A 17,477-nucleotide genomic window follows, 5' to 3' on the forward strand; every position below is an offset into this window, starting at 1 on the left:
ATCCTCCTCGTTATGTCTAATCAACCTCTATAAAAATCCCGAATCCAGCGATGCGCCTTCAGCTTTTCCAGTTGTTCCTTGGCTAGTCCCTGTCCATCACCAACACGCATATTTGACTCCACGTTGCGCACAGAGCGCATCCCCGGAATGACTGTTGACACAGCAGGATGACTTAACACGTAACGCAGTGCGATTTCCGGCATTTGCTCGACAGAAATATCCAGATCGGCTGTGATCTTCTGAACGCGATCATATACCTGCTGCTTGCGATCACCTCGGAAATAGTTGTTGCGGAAATCGCCTTCGCTAAACGTCGTGTCAGGTGTAATACGGCCGGTTAGACCGCCTTCATCCAGCGAAACTCTGACAATGACGCCTACATTGTGTTCTGCACAGGCAGGAAGCAGTTGATCCTCAGGACTTTGATCGAAAATGTTATAAATCACCTGCACCGTATCCACGAGTCCCGTTTCAATCAGTTTGAGCGCATTGTTCGGTTGATGGTCGTTAATCGATATGCCGAAGTGTTGGATTTTGCCCTGCTCTTTCAGCTTACGGACCCCTTCCAGCCAGTCTCCTTGACCCACCCACTCGTCCGACCAGACGTGGAACTGCTGCACATCAATCGTCTCTAGACCTAGATTGCGCAGGCTTTGCTCTGTACTTGCTATGACATGCTCCGCCGTAAAAGTCTCCTCCACAGGTACGCCATCGCGTGCCGGCCATTGTCTGTTTTTCGGAGGGATCTTGGTAGCGACATAAATCGGCTTGTCATGGGCTTTCACCACTTGTCCGACAAGTCGTTCACTGTGGCCGTCGCCATAACCCAAAGCTGTATCAATAAAGTTCAACCCCAGCTCAATCGAGCGATTTAGCGCTTGAATGGATTCCTCGTCGGAAGCGCCGATCCAAGCCGTTTTACCGATTCCCCATGCGCCGTATCCGATTTCCGATATCTGCAGTCCCGTTTTTCCAAGAGTTCTAACGTTCATCTTCCGTCCTCCATCCACTGATTTACTTACACTTGCTATTATACAGGCAAAGGAAACGCTGCATAAGAACTGAAAAAGTTGTCAGTTAGTTACTTTGGCGTAAGTGGGGGGTTGAGTGAAAAATAATATTTGATAATGATAGAAAAATCTGGTATTATCACCTAGGCAAAAAATACTATATTTAGGAGATGAACAGTGGTGAAGTTTAGGCATTTGGGACTACTATTATTATCATTCATTTTAATAACGACTTTCTCACAATCCGCTTATGCACATTCAGGTAGAACGGACGCGAACGGAGGGCATAATTGTTCAGCCAGCTCCAAGGCCAAAGGATTATGTACGGGCTACCACTATCACAATGGTGGATCTTCCTCCGGTAGCAGTTCATCATCAACATCATCTGGTGGGTCAACTTCCAGTACTAAATCGGCAGCAACTCCAGTAGAAACCGTTCCAAGTGGGTATGTCAAAGTTGAAAAGCCAACATACACGATTAACGTAAATGGCACTTCAATCACCAACTCATCCCTTAAATATCCTGTCATCTCATATAAGGACATTACGTATTTTCCAATGACCTTTAAATTTACTCAAGCACTTGCACTAGAAACAGTATGGGACGCTGAAACTGGATTCGTCATTCGAAAAACTTCCAATAAGGCGGGAAAGCTTGAATTGGATTACGGAACTACAAGTTCAAACATGTATGCTAGTCAACCAGATTTTAATATCTATGTGAATGATGCTTGGATTGATAATGGTTCCGAGGAATACCCGTTATTGGTATTAAACGATGTAACCTATTTTCCAATGACATGGCATTACGCTGTTGATGAACTGGGTTTAGCTATAAAGTTTGAAAACAACACTTTTTATATTTCTAAATAAACGAAACGCCAAATAAACCCCATCCGCTAAGGATGGGGTTGTGTTTTTGCATCGCTCCACTTGCTTATTACCGCTTAGGGTTAAGACCATATTGGTTCTCATTAGGATCACTGTCTTGGCAGTAAAATACGATAAGAATAATAGCACCGATAAGTGGGATTAAACCAATCAAAATCCACCAACCACTTCTCCCGGTATCATGAAGCCTCCGGAATGCAACGGCTAAGGACGGCAATAGGACGGCTAAGGAGTAGAGGCCAGTCAATACATTTGTAATCCCCAATAAGGATTCCAATATGGCAAGGATGATGGAGATAATCAGATTAAAAAGCACAAACATCCAGTACTCCTTGCGTTGAGCCCTACCTGAGAATCCAACGTAGTTTTTCAACACTTTTGAATACCATTCCATGTATCTTCCTCCTTCATATTCACCAACTTGGATTAATAAAAAGGCTTCCCTTGTTGCAATCTCCTTCGCATTTTTATGTAATTATTTGATCTCGTAAAGACTCTGCCCCCCTTTGGAATGTTTGCATTCTCCCACTCCACCTCCCCGAACAAAGCCTAGTCATTCCAGGCTCCAAATAATGCTATGCCCTTATATGTATTTTGGTGGGGGTTGTCTTGATGATTAAAAAATGGGTATTATTGGATCAAATTATGTAAACAGCTTATTGCATGCTCTCTAGATAAATAAAAAAATCCCCACATCACAATAACGCAAGGATTTCTTTCAGCTTATGCACAACAACGATAGCTACCTTTATTGTTTTATACTTGCTTTTAACGTGATTAAAGCCCTTTATCTTTCAGAAGCTTATGAACCCGTTCTTTGACAGAGTCATCAGGTTCTATCTCCGACAAATGATTAACCGCATTAATAACCCGCTCATCCCAAGCGGTAACATGCCATCCCTCTAACGCTTTGATCGCCATGTTTCGATTTCTGGTTACAGGACTGTTCAGACCCGTCAAGATTAATTCAACACCGATCCCTTCATACTGATCCAAACTCTGCAAAATGGTATCCAAATTCCGATGTGCCACATACTCCTGGCCAAACCCCATCTCATCGCCGGGGCCGGTAGCAATGTACTGAAGAGGAAGATGTTCAGTGGCGAACTGAACCAATTGCCGGATACGGTTAGGATCACTCGATTTCATGAGCTGAAAGTAATGAAAATCCTCCAGCGGATCTGCGGCAAGCTGGCCATACAGCGTTTCCCAAATATCCACACCAAGCTTATCCGCACATGCTGTACCATAGTATCGTTCCGATGAATTACCGGCGCTAACAGCGTGCGTTATAATGCTTACCCACCTGGCATTGCTAATTATTGATTCGCATGCATTCCTAATATCAGTTCTTACCTGTTCACTCCATCCCTCCGACATCCGCCGAGACCAATTCTTTTCATCCTGAGCCAAGAAGTCGCGAATGCTCCATACGACAGACAAATGCTTAGCAGATGAGCCCATCTCCCGGGCGAGCCTCACGTAATCGGACACGACCTGCGGAGCATACTCGTAATCGTCAATATCCTCTGCAGGACCGCCGTTCAATAACGCCTCCATAATATCCGTCGCCCCATTAAACAATGCGCTATCCACCGAATTGGCTGAGAGCGCCTCCCGCAATCCGCCATTCCTCGCACAAATGCAAGCTAAATATTCATTCATAACGCTGTTTTGGCAGCCTTGGCGCAGCAGCCAGTCTTTAATCTCCTTCGTAGTCGGCTCGAGTCTTTCGACAAGATGAATTTTCCCCCACCCATGGACGTGCTTAGCTAGTTCAAATAGAACCTGGTTGCTATCCTCCATGCCATTCTGAATCGCAACCGCAGCATATAATGTAAATTCATCGTGCATCCCCAGTGTCAGCAACAGTTCCTTCACTTGCTCGTTCTGGAAAAGGCCCAGCAGCGCAATTCCGAATTTGACGACATTGCGGTGTGCCCCATTTTCGGCGAACCATTTTGCCTCTTTGAATAAGGCATCAGGCTTTATGCCCGGCTGCTTACGCAACGCTTCTAAAATGGAATCAATTTGGCTGCTAATATCCGTCTTCTCAAGCTTAGTATATAGGGCCTTTCTAATTGAATTCTTTGAATTTCTTGATTGCTTCGCCAGAAGGTGGACTAACTCGTCCGTCTCGTCCGTCATCTGACCTGGCCTCGCATGGTGCCCGAAAGCCCCATCCAGGCCGCCCGCTACCCATCTCAACTTACTTCCGGACCAAAATTCTTCGTCATCCGGCAGGGACCCTCCTACGGTTTCGCCTTGCTCCTTAATGAATGAATAAATGGAGGTTTTGCCTTCCCAGAGAGGTCGAGCGATTTTACTAAGAAATGTAACCATCGTTATCATCACCTTTTTCATATACTTCTTTCTGCTCGGACGGAACAACATCAAATCTCTGATCCTGCCCCGCCGCTTGCACTTAGCTATTACTTAGCTCCCCCAACAAGCGAATTCAGCTGTTCCAGCAGATTGTCTCTGCCAGTGAGCGAAATCGTCCCGATTTTATCACAAATTTTCTCGAGAAATTCAAGCTCCTTTAAGCGGAACAGGGTCTGATTCTCGTCCATCAACTTAGCTGTGTTAAGCAGACTACGAGTAGAAGCCGTTTCTTCACGACGTGTAATCAAGTTTGCTTGAGCTTTCTTCTCTGCTAACAGCACTGTGTTAAGTATCTCTTTGATATCCCCAGGCAGAATAATATCCTTTACACCGGCAGAAAAAAATTTGACGCCGTATTCCTCACTCTTTTCGTTCAGACGCGATAGTACGAATGCCGCTATCTCTTGCTTCATCCGCAACAGGTCGTCAAGCTTCAATGTCCCGACATATTCACGCAGAATAAGCTGCAATAGAATATAAACCTGATCTTCAAAAGCCTTGATCTCTAGTGCGCGCAGCGGATTGATAATCTTGTACTGGCAGACGAAATTTAAGCGAAGCGTTACCTTATCCTCCGTCATCATTTCCTGACCGGTCATATCCAGCTGCTGCAGCCGTAGATCCACGGTTTTTATCGATGCGATTACAGGTCCCTTCCAGAAGTAATATTTTCCTGGGGCAAGCTCCTTCTGCATGACATTGTTATAAAACAGCATCCCTATCTCGTGGCTGGCCACTTCGGAAACATAAAGATACCCTGCAACTTTCAAAAATATAGCTCTATCTATGTCTGCATCAACCTCTGGTTGGCGAATGTCGACTCGGGTAAAGTCATGCTTTTTCAACACATTCCAGAAAGCGTATTTACCTGCTGTCATAAGCGATACGAACTTTCCATCCTCGTAATGAAGCACGTACTCATGATCCTGAACATTGATAACCGTAATCTCCTCAAGCAACCGTTCATCTTGAAGAAATAAGTTCAGATCCTTTCCCTGCACGACAAATGGTTTAGTAACATTCAACAACACAATTTCATCATCTGAAAATGGAGCTAATCGATAAACACCAGGCTGCAAGTGCTTCACATAACTGCCTTTCTTAAACAATAATCCTCGTTCGTCAGCCTTAACGATCATTTTTTTAAACATATATATCTCCTCATTTCATGGGAACTTTGCGGTGTGTTGTGACCTTTTATGAGGAAATCCCCCTGAGTCGGAAGCGGAGCCAGCTTAAGGTTGGAAAATCGTTACCTGCACACGAAACTTTCTGATGGTGATGTCGGCATCCATTCCAGCCCGTGCTCACTCATCTTGCCGTTACGTGGTCTTGTACTTTTTTTCTCATCCGGTATCCACAGGCTGCAAAGCTGCTTCATCAGTGCCTACCCGAAGGAGGCTGGGGATTCCCGCTAACAGGTCTAATAGAGTTTTCATCGCTCGATGGGAAGTCGAGTATTCTACCAGAATCGCTCGTTACGCGATTGGGGAATCGAACCCCAAATAGTGGTTTCTTACCGATCCGATCGTACAGGATACCGCAGCATACGATGCACGGCACTGCGGGATATTTCGATATCCCCGCCTCGTTACGACCGTCCGAATAAGAAACAATGTAAGCCTTACAGGTTCTATCTTCGCTTATTTTTCAATTAGCGAACATGGCGAAAGTATTACGATGACGCAAAAGTTTTCCATTTTAGCCCAATAGTTCTCTTGTCGCCTGTTGCAAGTCAGGAGTTTCGGCTAATGGGAAATTGTCTACTTGAGCACCAAAGTAATTAAAAAATCCCACTGCCACTATGACAGAGGGATTTATTCTATTAAGGCTCTAACGAACCCCTAACATATCTCTGAAATTGGATACTGCATCCAACTCCTCAGCTAAAGTAATGGCCTGCTGCATATCTTCGTGCTGACTGGACCAATGCCAACTTCCGTACCTGCCAATGCTGTAAATACCATGCCGCCGCAAGTAACTTTGGATATGAGCAGTTACCTTACTATTCGGTAAACAATAATTATGCTCCAAGTAGATTGGCCTCAAGGTAATGATATCCCTCTCATCCTCAATCATACCGATATCCATAAGGTCCTTTATAACATGCGGAACCAAGTTCAGAGCCTCTTTTTGGTTCTGAAAATACAGCGGTGAACATTCCACATACATAGAACTGTAGCCTTCCGGTGCCATTTTAGACTCAACGTTACTATAGAATCCGATTCTGTAAAAACGGTACTTAAGATCAGGTATGTAAACCCAGCTTTTGTTTACATGCATCGGGTTTCTCTTAACGCCTAAGTTGAGAATGAGCCCTTTGCTCGATTGCAATTGCTGGGACAAATAGACAATGTCACGATCAACATCGGTAATCATATCGATCAATTTAGGCAGAGGCATCGTTGATACAATGGTTTTCCAAGGAGATGCCTGATTATTTATGGTGATGGTTTGTTTATGTAAATTTATCGATTGGACATGGGAATTAAAGTGGATTTGCTTATTTTGAGCCAAATGCAAAGGAATAGCTGACGCCCCTAATTCACCTCTCGGATAGTAAAAATAATGATTATACCCCTCGATGCTCTGATTCGTGCGAACATTTCTGACCTCTTCATATTGGCCGATTTGAATTTGAGATAAATTCGGTACCCCAAACATTTTCACGTTGTAATCTCTGAAGAAACACTCAAACAAAGTAGGACCATAAGAATGGAGCAGCATGTCCGAATAATTCAGATAGCCACGGCTCTTCGTTGCCGCTTCGCTGGTAATTGCAGTTAATTCATATTCAATCTGATCGACCAAACGATGATCGGGATGTGCTTTGTAACTCTGCTGAATTGGAAAATCAAACCACTTGTTATCCCAATAAACGAATGCTTGGCGTACATGTTTCTCGAGAGGAAGGTCATCCAGTAATTGCATGACTTTCGGTGCGTTCTGAAGATGGAACCAATGTCCGCCTATATCGAAGGTAAATTTGCCGACAGCTGTATGAACATGATACGAAGACGCTTTTCCCCCTAGCTCCGGAGCGCTCTCCAATACCTTTCCACGTCCCAATGCCGATGCAAAAGCTAATCCGGTCACCCCGGCTCCAATTATGTACATGGACATGTGTCCCCCCTTTTTAATCAAATCTGTATCATGTCTCTTACTTTTCCGATTACTTTATGGACATCGTACTTAGTCTCAGCCAACTCTCTGCTATTTGTCCCCATGACCTCTGCCAGTTGCGGATTCAAGATAAATCGTTCCATCGCTGCGGCAAGTGCTCCCCCATTCTTTACAGGGACTATCATTCCGTTAAATCCTTGAATGACTGTCTCACGGCAACCAGGTACGTCAGTCGTTATTATTGGCAGTCCCATTGCCATGGCTTCCAGTGTAGATTTGGGGGTGCCCTCGCGATAGGAAGGTAGGACGAAAATATTCGAATCTCTTAAGTAAGGGCGCACGTCGGCTGCCTCCCCCAGATAATTGACCACTCCCTCCTCCATCCACTTCGCAACTTGCGTCTTGCTGATCGCACTCGGATTCGAATCAAATGGTCCTAAGAGGGACAATTTTACAGCCGGATACTTAGCCTTTAAAATCCTCGCCGCCTCGATGTATTCGTAGATTCCTTTGTCCTTAATAATTCTTGCGATTAGTATAAAAGTTAATGGGACTTGGCTTATGACTGGGCGATTTCCGGTCATTGTAAATTTATCGAGATTAACGCCTGAACCATTCACGATGGTCGTATTGTTCCTCTTGATTAAACCAAGCTGTTTAAATAAACGTAAGTCATCCGGGTTCTCGAAGAAGGCCCTTTCACAATGTTGAAAAGCAAAGCGATACAAAAAGCTGACAAGAGGTAGCAGCAGCCGCTGTTTCCATGTGCGTCCTGTAAACAAATAGCCTAAGCCTGTGACCGTCACGAAGACTCTTCTACTTCTTGCCATTCGGGCAGCCAGAGCGCCATAAAGTATAGGCTTAATTGAGTAGCAGCAAAGGATCTCGGGACGCTCCTCCCGTAAAATCCGGGTCAAATAGTAAACACTTCGTATGTCGTAAAACGGATTTATGCCTGTATTTTTTATTGGAATCCGAATACATCTCACACCTATGGCAGTCAAAGCGACCTCCGCATCAGTATCTGGAGCCACTGCCGTTACACGATGCCCATCTTGCACCAACGATTCAATAAGATCCCAGTAAAAATTCAAGTAACACTTGGCATAAGGAACGATGAACAACATTTTAGCCATCTGGTCTGACTCCTCAAGTTAAGCTTTGTTTATTTTAACCTGGCTTAATCTATGTGCAGCAAAAAATACAAACGCAAGAGTGAGCGCCACAAAACCGTATGTAAAATAGTGAAAAAATAAAATCAAAAAACCTATAGCGCCAAAGGCGACAGAGCAGACGTAAGTCAGAATCACCGTACTTTTGACCGAAAATCCCATCCTAATAAGCCTTAAGGCAAAATGATCCTGACTTCCTAACAGCGGAGACTTCCCTGCTTTTATTCGAAGTATCGATACAAAGAACAATTCAAAAAGCGGTATTCCCAAAATCAACATCGGTACGATGAAATGATGATTAAGCTGTTGACCTTTGGCCCAATGAGCTACCGTACAGGCAAGCAAGAAGCCCAGCAGTAAACTTCCGGTATCACCCATGTAGATCTTGGCGGGTTTAAAATTGAAAATTAGAAATCCCAGACAAGATCCAGATACAACTATCATTAAGGTACTGTGGAATGGATCTCCCGCTAGTAGAAGTAACAGCGCAAGAAACAAGGAGCATATAGCAGCAATTCCCGCGGCGAGACCGTCCATGATATCGATTAAATTGAAAGCATTTGATAGGCCTGCAACCCAAATCAATGTAAGTGCCATATTTAAATACCAATGATCAAACAGCGAAAAGCTAATTCCATGAAACCAAACGATGTAAGCCGCTAACAATTGTAAGCCTAGCTTTATCTTAGGTGTCATTCCCTTCATATCGTCAATTAACCCGATTAATAAAATGATAAATGTGCCTAACAATAAACCACGCTGCTGAGCGTTTACCATTAGGATTAAATCTCCTTTGAAGATAGCCATAGAAATGACTATTGCAGCGAAAATTGCTACTCCACCTAAATAGGGAACGGGTTCTCTGTGCTTTTTCAAATCGGTATTAGGGGAATCAACAATATTTAGTTTCTTTGCAATGACTCTCGCAATTGGCGTCAATATCACGCATATTAGGGCTGCTAGAAAGAAGATGATTAGTTGCATAGCATTCTCTCCGTTAAATCAGTTTTGTTACTAATTGTTCTTAATAAAGAACGACATGTACTGTTTATACTACCATATCTTTACAGAGAAATAAATCCTTATCAGATAAACGCGAAAAAAGTAGGCATGTGAAAAAATAAAATATCCCTATATCATCACATTGCACAATGATATAGGGATCCTATTTGTCATTAACTTTTTTATTCCACGATTAGCTACGAATTAATCAAAAACCGAACAACCCGCTTCACAACACTCGAAGCCTCTTCAATCGAATTGCTTGAATCAACTTCCATCAGCTCTTCGCCAATGATGTCTCGCACGGTTGCTTGGTCATTGTCATTCTGATTCACGACCAAGGCGATAAGTCCCGCATCGTTCATCAATTTGGCAACTTCCGCGATACGCAGGGACGATTCTCCACGGCTATTCTCAAGTAACATCGTATGGTAGCCTGTCGATACCAAACGTTTCTCGACTTCCTTAGCCAGGGCTAAGCTATCTGAAACAGAACCGCTCAACCAGAGTGTCAAAGGCTTCTGTCCTTTTTGCTCAGCACGAACATTTCTGGTAACTTCCGCATCTAAACGTACAACGCTGTCGGAACTTTGCAAGGCTTGTTCAATCACTCCGCAAGCGGATGTCATGTTGGTAACACGATCGATCAGGATAAATCCGCCGATGCTTTTATATTGTTCAAAGGAATCAAAAACAATGTCGTCCGATAAGGAAAATTCACATTTTGCCACTTCGTTTTTGACAATTTGATCGGCTGGAACCGTATTTCCTGTGTTGATATCGATTTTATGCGTAATGGCTGTCACGGTACCTGGCAGGATTTTCGTTCCTACTTTGACCAAATAATTTTTACCCGGAGTCAGTACGGAGTCATCCATCCACAGAATCGTCGCGGTAAAACGATCAGCCTCTTTGATTTCACTGTCTTTCGTGAATACGCAACCCCGAGAAACGTCGACTTCACGATCCAACTGGATCGTTACGGGTTGTCCAACATAAGCGGATTCCCTATCTTTGTCTGTCACTAAGATGCGTTTGACTTTCGCTTTCTCACGACTCGGCAAAATCGTCAATTCATCATCGACCGCGATACTGCCAGCCTCAATCTGGCCTTGGAAGCCACGGAACGTGTGGTCCGGTCGGCATACACGCTGGATCGGCATCATGAATTGTTTCGTGTCATTCGTTTCAAGAACATCCACATTTTCTAAGTAAGATAATAAAGGAAGGCCCTCGTACCAAGGAGTATGTTGTGATTTCTTCGTAATGTTATCCCCTTCTGTTGCCGAAACAGGGATCACTTCTATGCTTTGGAAATGAAACTCACCAGCTGTTTGGAAGAACTCGTCTTTGATCTGTTCAAATATCTTTTGTTCAAAATGAACTAAATCCATTTTATTCACAGCTAAAACAAGATGTTTAATACCCATAAGTGCGCAAATGCGAGTATGGCGTTTGGTTTGAGTAATGATCCCTTTGGTTGCATCCACAAGAATGACGGCAAGATCCGCAAAGGAAGCCCCTACTGCCATGTTACGTGTATACTCTTCGTGCCCCGGTGTGTCCGCTACAATGAAGGAACGGTGATCCGTCGTAAAATATCGATAAGCGACATCAATCGTAATCCCTTGTTCACGCTCAGCCAATAATCCATCAAGAAGCAAGGAATAGTCAATTTTGCCGCCGCGGCTGCCAAGTCTGCTGTCGAGTTCTAGCGCTTTTTCCTGATCGGCGAACAAAAGCTTTGCCTCATATAGCATATGCCCAATTAGAGTGGATTTCCCGTCGTCCACACTTCCGCATGTAATAAATTTAAGCAGACTTTTCATATTAGAAATAACCCTCCCGTTTGCGTCTTTCCATACTTCCCGCCGCTTCTTGGTCAATAACCCGGGTTGTCCGTTCGGATGAAACCGCACCAAGCGTTTCTTCAATAATGGCATCCAGCGAATCCGCTTCCGACTCAGCCCCACCAGTAAGAGGATAGCAGCCTAATGTGCGGAATCGCATCTTCTTCATTTCAATTTTCTCGTGCGGCTCCAACTTCATGCGATCATCATCCACCATAATGAGATGTCCGTCGCGTTCGATAACAGGTCTTTCTTGGGCAAAATAGAGCGGCACAATATCAATATTCTCTCTGCGAATGTACTGCCAGATATCTTTTTCCGTCCAGTTGGATATTGGGAATACGCGAATGCTTTCACCTTTATTAATTCTCGTGTTAAAAAGTTTCCACATTTCCGGGCGTTGGTTCTTCGGATCCCAGGCATGGTTCTTATTGCGGAAGGAGAAAATTCGCTCTTTCGCACGCGACTTCTCCTCGTCACGTCTGCCGCCGCCGAACGCAGCCGTAAATCCGTACTTGTCCAATCCCTGCTTCAGGGCTTGGGTCTTCATAATATCCGTATAGGCGGAACCGTGATCAAAAGGGTTAATCCCTTGTTCAATCCCCTCTTGATTGGAGTGAACGATCATCTTGATTCCGAACTCTTTCGCCTTGCGGTCGCGGAACTCGATCATCTCTTTGAACTTCCACGTTGTATCAATGTGCATGAAAGGAAACGGCGGCTTTTCTGGATAAAAAGCTTTGAGCGCCAAATGCAGCATCACGGAACTATCCTTCCCGATCGAATACAGCATCACGGGATTTTCACATTCCGCGGCTACTTCTCGGATAATATAAATCGCTTCAGCTTCGAGTTGATCCAGATGCGTCATTTCTTGTATGGAATCAAGCATCAGTTTTTGCATGGAAAGGTGCCTCCTTTTAATTCTTACTAAATCCATCGGTATTTCTTATATACTATCAGATCCTAGCTTTTATGCAAAGTGGAAGAAAGTGAAAATCTCTATATTTCTATCATTTTTCTCGAATCGTGTCGGAACAAGTGATTTGCGAATAGGAAAAACCCCAGATGCCTAAGCCTCTAGGGTCCATTTTAAATTCGGCGACCGTATTACTGGTTTTGTGTAGGCGTATAATGTTGTTGATTTTGCCCAGTGTGGTGATGTTGCCAAGTGTTGTGATGCTGGCCCGTGTGATGTTGCTGGCCTTGCTGTCCGGTATGTTGATGGTGCTGAACATGGTGTTGAAGGTGATGCATGGGATGATGATGCATATAAGCATGGTAAGGATGTGCAACATAGGCAACGTAATGATGCTGTGGATGGTAAGCCGCATGATGCATGGGATGATAAACATGGTGTGGGTGATAGGCATAATGATGCTGTGGATGGTAGACGTGATGAGGCTGGACATGGTGAGCTTGAGCTTGTGAGTGATGGGCTTGCGTTGGAACATGACCTACTGGCGCTACGATAGGTTGTTGATAGATCGGGAGGTTATCTCCGGACCATTGTGGAACTTGTTGTACAGGTTGAACTTGTGGAATCGGCAGAACTGGCTGAGCTTGTTGAATGGGTTGAATCGGTTGAGCTGGTGTAACGGGTTGGGCTGGTTGCACAGGTTGAGCTTTTTGGAGTTTCTCGTTTCTTGTTCCAGCTTGATAAATAGGGAGGCTATCTTCCGCACGCAGACTGTCTTTTGGCATTTTCTTTCCCCTTCCTGAAGTAGGCATACGTCATCCTATGCATCGTTTCGTCATTAGGATATATGTCTATAGAAAATGGGCTCATTTACCCAGCGTCGTGAAAAGTCCAGCCTTACGGACATGAATCCAGTCTCCTATTTTCGTAATAATGGGCTTCTCCGATAATGGATGCTGAAATTCTGCGAAGTAGGAGAAATCAGGATGAACATAACGATCCGTCAGAAATGCTGATTTTGTACTGCCAGGCATCCTGTATTTATTTAGGACATTAATGACTTCTTCCCCAGATGCAATTCCGAGGCCATGACCATGTCCATAATAAAGATCGTTTTCCAGCAACACGACGTTCTCCCCCTTCCACCAGGGAAGCAGCTCTTCAACTTCGGGATTTTCAAAATAAAGTACATCCCCCATCACAGCCTCCTCGTTATTGAATCGGTCGATGAGGTTCAATTTGCCATTGGAATGCCAATCAAATAATAAAAGACCCGCAAATAAACGGTCGAATTGACCAGGGTCTATGGAGTTTAACAGGGCATTATACATAACAACGATGACAGCCATTGAACACTCGAACCCGTAGGAACCGCCATTTTCAAATATATCCCTTATCGCGTCTCGCGGCGCAACTCCACGATTCAACTGGAACCTGCCTTCACTCGTTAAGTGCCAATAGGTCGGGTTGCACAGCGTTTTTTGGAACCCTGCAAAATAGACACCGGCTCTACTCAGCTCCTTCGCCGACTCCATAATTTGCGTTCGCATGTGCAGCTCAAAAAGCAAATCATGAATAGAGTCATACCGATACTCATAAGGACTGGCCTGCTTCTTTTGGAAAATGGCTAGCTCCAGCTCAGACAGCGTACCTTCTCCAAAGGAGATATAGTTGATACCTTCGATTACGATCATGGACTTCTCCTCATAAATGAAGTAAGTGTGATTCACCTATTTTTATATGTGGAGATTCCGGGTTATGTGAATCATGTGTAGCATACGTAACATGCGTAGAAATAAAGGATAAGGAGCAACCCAACGCATACTAAAGTATTTTCAAAACGACCAGTCATGCTCTTGAATTTATAGCGGATCAATAGCCTAATAATAAAGTTGAATACGATCATAATAAGGATTAGAGGGAACCATACATTAATTAATTCCATTTGACCCTCCTTCAATTTGCCAAACCGACCCTCAAAGTACACTTCCATCACGTTCCATGCAACTGAAACATCGCATAAATATCAAAAAATCCATGAACCAGAATAATAGGAATAATGCGCCTCTTTTTAGCAAAATATATGGAGAAAATAAAAAATAGTAATCCGTTTAATATCGCGGGTACTGCACCTTGATATAAATGATAGGACGTCTGGATCAGCGTACTTGCAAGCACAGCGATCTCTTCCTTTTTAAAAAAGTGAAGAAACTCAGTTATTCCATATGCTCTAACGATTAACTCTTCAAAGAAAGGATTCACAATAATAAAAAGAAAATAAAACAGCGTGATGTTGCTTTTTAAGAATCCAATGTTCTCGGGCTCAGACCTTAAGTGTGGAACGAATAGAACCAATACAATTTCGAGCACATAAAAGCAGAGATATAGTAATAACGCGTGACCAATATCGGTAAATTTGAAGGCCCAGCCAAGTTCTTTAAAACTTCTCCCCTGGCTTTTAAGTGCCACTCTCAATAAGATTAATCCGAGAAGTTCCGTGATCAAGTTAAAGCCAAAACTTAAATTATTATCCCCTGTTCCGTTGGAAGGGTGAAATAGAAGATATGTTGAACTCATAATCGGCCATCCTACTGCAAAAAGCAATACAATAATTAAGCACATTAATCTTTTTCTTGCTTCAAAGTCTAGCATCTCAGTTCTCCTCGAGCTTCGTTAACGGAATATAACAAGAAGTTGTTCTAACTTGGTACTTACTCAGTTTGTTGTAATTGAAACACTTTGGCTCATTTCATCCCAAATAACTTGTGCGCCAAGTGCCTCACTAACAAAACGGACAGGCACATAAGTGACCTCACCGATTAAATACGGGGCTACATCCAAAATTGCTTTTGAGCCCATTTACTTCTGCATCTTTAGAGCCAATTTGAATGGAGACCCTCTTCTCTCCTTTACTTGCTGTAATTTTATATGTATTTTCATTCCAAGAAACAGAAGCTCCTAATAACTCGAAAATCTCCCTTAATGCAATCATGACACGCCCATCCTGGGTATAAAACTTATTTTTAACAACTTGTTCTGTTCCATTTATCCATAAGGGAATACAATCGAAAGAACAGTTTTGGTAAAAAACATCACCACTTTTTACAATAGTTCCGCCTTTTTGCATACTGTTAATGACTGGCTTAGACTTTTCATTTAGAGGATTTGCGGACACATCTGCCATTTCTAATGTACGGATTTGGGCAACTGGCTCTATATCTGTAATTTGGTTCTTGGATAACAGAAGACTTTGAAGTTTAGGCATCGTTGCCAGAGGAGAAACATCATTAATTTGATTATCTCTTAAATCTAAAACTCTGAAGAAACTTCCTGTAAAAGGTGTTAAGTCATGAATCTTATTTTTGGATAAATACAAGCAACCAATTTTCGTTAAACCCTTAAGTGGTGAGATGTCTTCAATTTGATTATTCGCAATTTCGAGTAGGGTGAGATTTGATAAAGTTGAAAGTGCAGCAATATCTTTGATTCCGTTTCCGGCTATCCTTAAGTTAACAAGCCCTCTTATTGAAGATAATGGGTTTAAATTCGTTAATTTATTGTTGTTAAGTTGGTTTGAAGCTATTGGAAGGCCTGCAAGCGGGATTAATTGTCATTAGCCATAAGGCGATCTAAAGATTTATACGAACTAATAGATGAAATATCCGATATCTGGTTTTCTTCAATATTTAAAAAGGTAATATCCTTCAAATTACCTAGTTTGCTTATGTCTTTTATTTTATTATGATTAATGCTCAATAATTGAAGCTTGGGTGACCTTGAAAGTACGCTAACGTCTTCAATGTCGTTGTGATTTACGGAAAGATCAGTTAAACTCGGCAGCGCGCCCAAGGAACTGATATCTTTTATTTTATTGCTTCCAAGAGCTAGTTTCGCTAACTTGGGCAAATTTGCAATTGGAGATACATCACTAATATTGTTATTTGCAAAGTATAGGCTATAGAGATTCGTTGCGTACTCAAGCCCTTTTAAACTCGACACCTTGATATCCTTTCTAGTCTGATAAAGAGTATCGAGCTTCTCAAGGTCTTCTACTGTTATATCGCCACTATATTTTTGAAGAACGTCACGGATAGCCACCTCGAGATTTGGATCCTCGACGAGCTTAGTTGTTTCAGCATGAGCTGTTGAAATAGATATAGCTGTAATACCTAGAAATGCAAAACTGAGTAACTTTATTTTAAATTTCAATATGTTTCGCCCCTTCTTAACTATTTAATTTATCACCAACTCTAATGACTTCGTCAGCATGTAGAATTCCCCTCTGACTTTGTTGAAATTTAATAAATGAAAAAACTAAAAAAGAAAGAAGCAGACCTTAGATGGTTGCTCCTATCATTCTCCGTTATAGCATTACTCATCTTCCTTCTCCTGAGTTTTACCCATTTTCTGTTTGCCTTTTTGAAAGATATATTCAATCAACTCCAACTTCAAGGTCTGTATTGCATCCTCTTTTGGCATCTTAATAAATTTAGCAAGGTATATAATTTCCTCCTCAAAATATTGCAAGATGATCTCGATACTTCCTTTATCACCCCCCTGAGCCTTCTGTAACAAATCTTCTAAAACCCTTGCCTTCTCATGGTCTCCAATCCTTTCTTTTTCCATTTACTCACCGCCTGTTGAGATATTTGAAGCTCGTTAGCTACCTCTCGTTCATTCAAACCATCTATGTAAATCCTTTTAATAATGTAGCGCCCCTTCTTGGATTGGATGCTTTCTATTAACTCAACAACGTAAATATTCAGGCTCCCCTCCGTTTTCCCCACATAATTAATGTCAATCGATAGAATTTCATGATTCTTCTGTTTACGAGCCCTATACTGCATTCGCCAAGCAAATCTTCTTAACACTTGCCGGCATTGTTCTATTAATGGAAACTCATTTGCCACTCACCGTCCCCCTCTACTTCTCCCCTTATTAAACTAGTAAATTAAATATATCTTTTACTACATATATACACCAAAAAATGTTATTTCATTATAATTTAAGGGATTTTTAATGAATTCTTTATGCTAGCTTTATTTAATAGGCTTTTACCTAGAAAGTTAAAGAAGAAGATAACTAAAAAGACTAATTATCCAGTGACAGTTAATAGATTATAACC

Annotated in this window: 17 protein-coding genes; 1 reads left to right on the forward strand and 16 read right to left on the reverse strand. The window is 42.6% G+C overall.

Features of this window, described 5'->3' with window-relative positions; translation table 11 throughout:
• Window positions 1-20: 20 nt before the first annotated feature.
• Window positions 21-992 (reverse strand): aldo/keto reductase, encoded by a 972-nt coding sequence (locus tag ACUN27_RS34550; protein ID WP_445560408.1) that lies wholly within the window; start codon window positions 990-992, stop codon window positions 21-23.
• 198 nt (window positions 993-1,190) lie between these two features.
• Here ACUN27_RS34550 and ACUN27_RS34555 point away from each other — a divergent pair, with 198 nt between their 5' ends.
• Entirely contained in the window at window positions 1,191-1,883 is a 693-nt protein-coding gene (locus tag ACUN27_RS34555; RefSeq protein ID WP_418936929.1) for a YHYH domain-containing protein, read from the forward strand.
• Window positions 1,884-1,950: 67 nt separating this feature from the next.
• Here ACUN27_RS34555 and ACUN27_RS34560 read toward each other — a convergent pair whose 3' ends face one another.
• The 15 genes from ACUN27_RS34560 to ACUN27_RS34630 form a co-directional block, all read right to left on the reverse strand.
• Window positions 1,951-2,295 (reverse strand): DUF805 domain-containing protein, encoded by a 345-nt coding sequence (locus tag ACUN27_RS34560; protein ID WP_315955734.1) that lies wholly within the window; start codon window positions 2,293-2,295, stop codon window positions 1,951-1,953.
• A 383-nt stretch (window positions 2,296-2,678) separates the two neighbouring features.
• Window positions 2,679-4,265, reverse strand: a complete 1,587-nt coding sequence (locus ACUN27_RS34565) for a limonene hydroxylase (RefSeq protein WP_445560409.1) — start codon at window positions 4,263-4,265, stop codon at window positions 2,679-2,681.
• A 68-nt stretch (window positions 4,266-4,333) separates the two neighbouring features.
• The gene (locus tag ACUN27_RS34570; protein ID WP_326062258.1) at window positions 4,334-5,437 is read right to left on the reverse strand and encodes a slipin family protein; all 1,104 of its coding nucleotides are present in this window, start codon (window positions 5,435-5,437) and stop codon (window positions 4,334-4,336) included.
• A gap of 682 nt (window positions 5,438-6,119) precedes the next feature.
• Window positions 6,120-7,409 carry a protoporphyrinogen/coproporphyrinogen oxidase gene (locus ACUN27_RS34575; RefSeq protein ID WP_315955729.1) on the reverse strand — a complete coding sequence of 430 codons (1,290 nt, stop codon included), beginning with the start codon at window positions 7,407-7,409 and terminating at the stop codon, window positions 6,120-6,122.
• A gap of 17 nt (window positions 7,410-7,426) precedes the next feature.
• The gene (locus tag ACUN27_RS34580; protein WP_445560410.1) at window positions 7,427-8,545 is read right to left on the reverse strand and encodes a glycosyltransferase family 4 protein; all 1,119 of its coding nucleotides are present in this window, start codon (window positions 8,543-8,545) and stop codon (window positions 7,427-7,429) included.
• An 18-nt stretch (window positions 8,546-8,563) separates the two neighbouring features.
• Window positions 8,564-9,565 (reverse strand): glycosyltransferase family 4 protein, encoded by a 1,002-nt coding sequence (locus ACUN27_RS34585; RefSeq protein ID WP_315955727.1) that lies wholly within the window; start codon window positions 9,563-9,565, stop codon window positions 8,564-8,566.
• Window positions 9,566-9,780: 215 nt separating this feature from the next.
• Window positions 9,781-11,412 (reverse strand): GTP-binding protein, encoded by a 1,632-nt coding sequence (locus ACUN27_RS34590; RefSeq protein ID WP_445560411.1) that lies wholly within the window; start codon window positions 11,410-11,412, stop codon window positions 9,781-9,783.
• 1 nt (window position 11,413) lies between these two features.
• Complete coding sequence (gene cysD, locus ACUN27_RS34595; protein ID WP_315955725.1) at window positions 11,414-12,337, reverse strand: sulfate adenylyltransferase subunit CysD; 924 nt, start codon at window positions 12,335-12,337, stop codon at window positions 11,414-11,416.
• A gap of 206 nt (window positions 12,338-12,543) precedes the next feature.
• Entirely contained in the window at window positions 12,544-13,137 is a 594-nt protein-coding gene (locus ACUN27_RS34600) for a hypothetical protein (protein WP_445560412.1), read from the reverse strand.
• A gap of 81 nt (window positions 13,138-13,218) precedes the next feature.
• Complete coding sequence (locus tag ACUN27_RS34605) at window positions 13,219-14,046, reverse strand: protein-glutamine gamma-glutamyltransferase (RefSeq protein WP_445560413.1); 828 nt, start codon at window positions 14,044-14,046, stop codon at window positions 13,219-13,221.
• 298 nt (window positions 14,047-14,344) lie between these two features.
• Window positions 14,345-15,004, reverse strand: a complete 660-nt coding sequence (locus tag ACUN27_RS34610; protein WP_445560414.1) for a CPBP family intramembrane glutamic endopeptidase — start codon at window positions 15,002-15,004, stop codon at window positions 14,345-14,347.
• A 63-nt stretch (window positions 15,005-15,067) separates the two neighbouring features.
• On the reverse strand, window positions 15,068-15,211 hold the full coding sequence (locus ACUN27_RS34615; RefSeq protein ID WP_445560415.1) for a stalk domain-containing protein: 144 nt from the start codon (window positions 15,209-15,211) through the stop codon (window positions 15,068-15,070).
• Complete coding sequence (locus ACUN27_RS34620; protein ID WP_445560699.1) at window positions 15,165-15,956, reverse strand: leucine-rich repeat domain-containing protein; 792 nt, start codon at window positions 15,954-15,956, stop codon at window positions 15,165-15,167. The genes ACUN27_RS34615 and ACUN27_RS34620 overlap by 47 nt, the downstream gene beginning before the upstream one ends.
• Complete coding sequence (locus tag ACUN27_RS34625) at window positions 15,956-16,561, reverse strand: leucine-rich repeat domain-containing protein (protein ID WP_445560416.1); 606 nt, start codon at window positions 16,559-16,561, stop codon at window positions 15,956-15,958. Before ACUN27_RS34625 ends, ACUN27_RS34620 begins: the two co-directional genes overlap by 1 nt.
• 162 nt (window positions 16,562-16,723) lie before the next feature.
• A complete protein-coding gene (locus ACUN27_RS34630; protein WP_315955719.1) occupies window positions 16,724-16,978 on the reverse strand; it encodes a helix-turn-helix domain-containing protein in 255 nt (84 codons plus the stop codon).
• Between the last annotated feature and the right edge of the window lie 499 nt (window positions 16,979-17,477).

It is taken from the genome of Paenibacillus sp. WC2504, assembly GCF_052682475.1.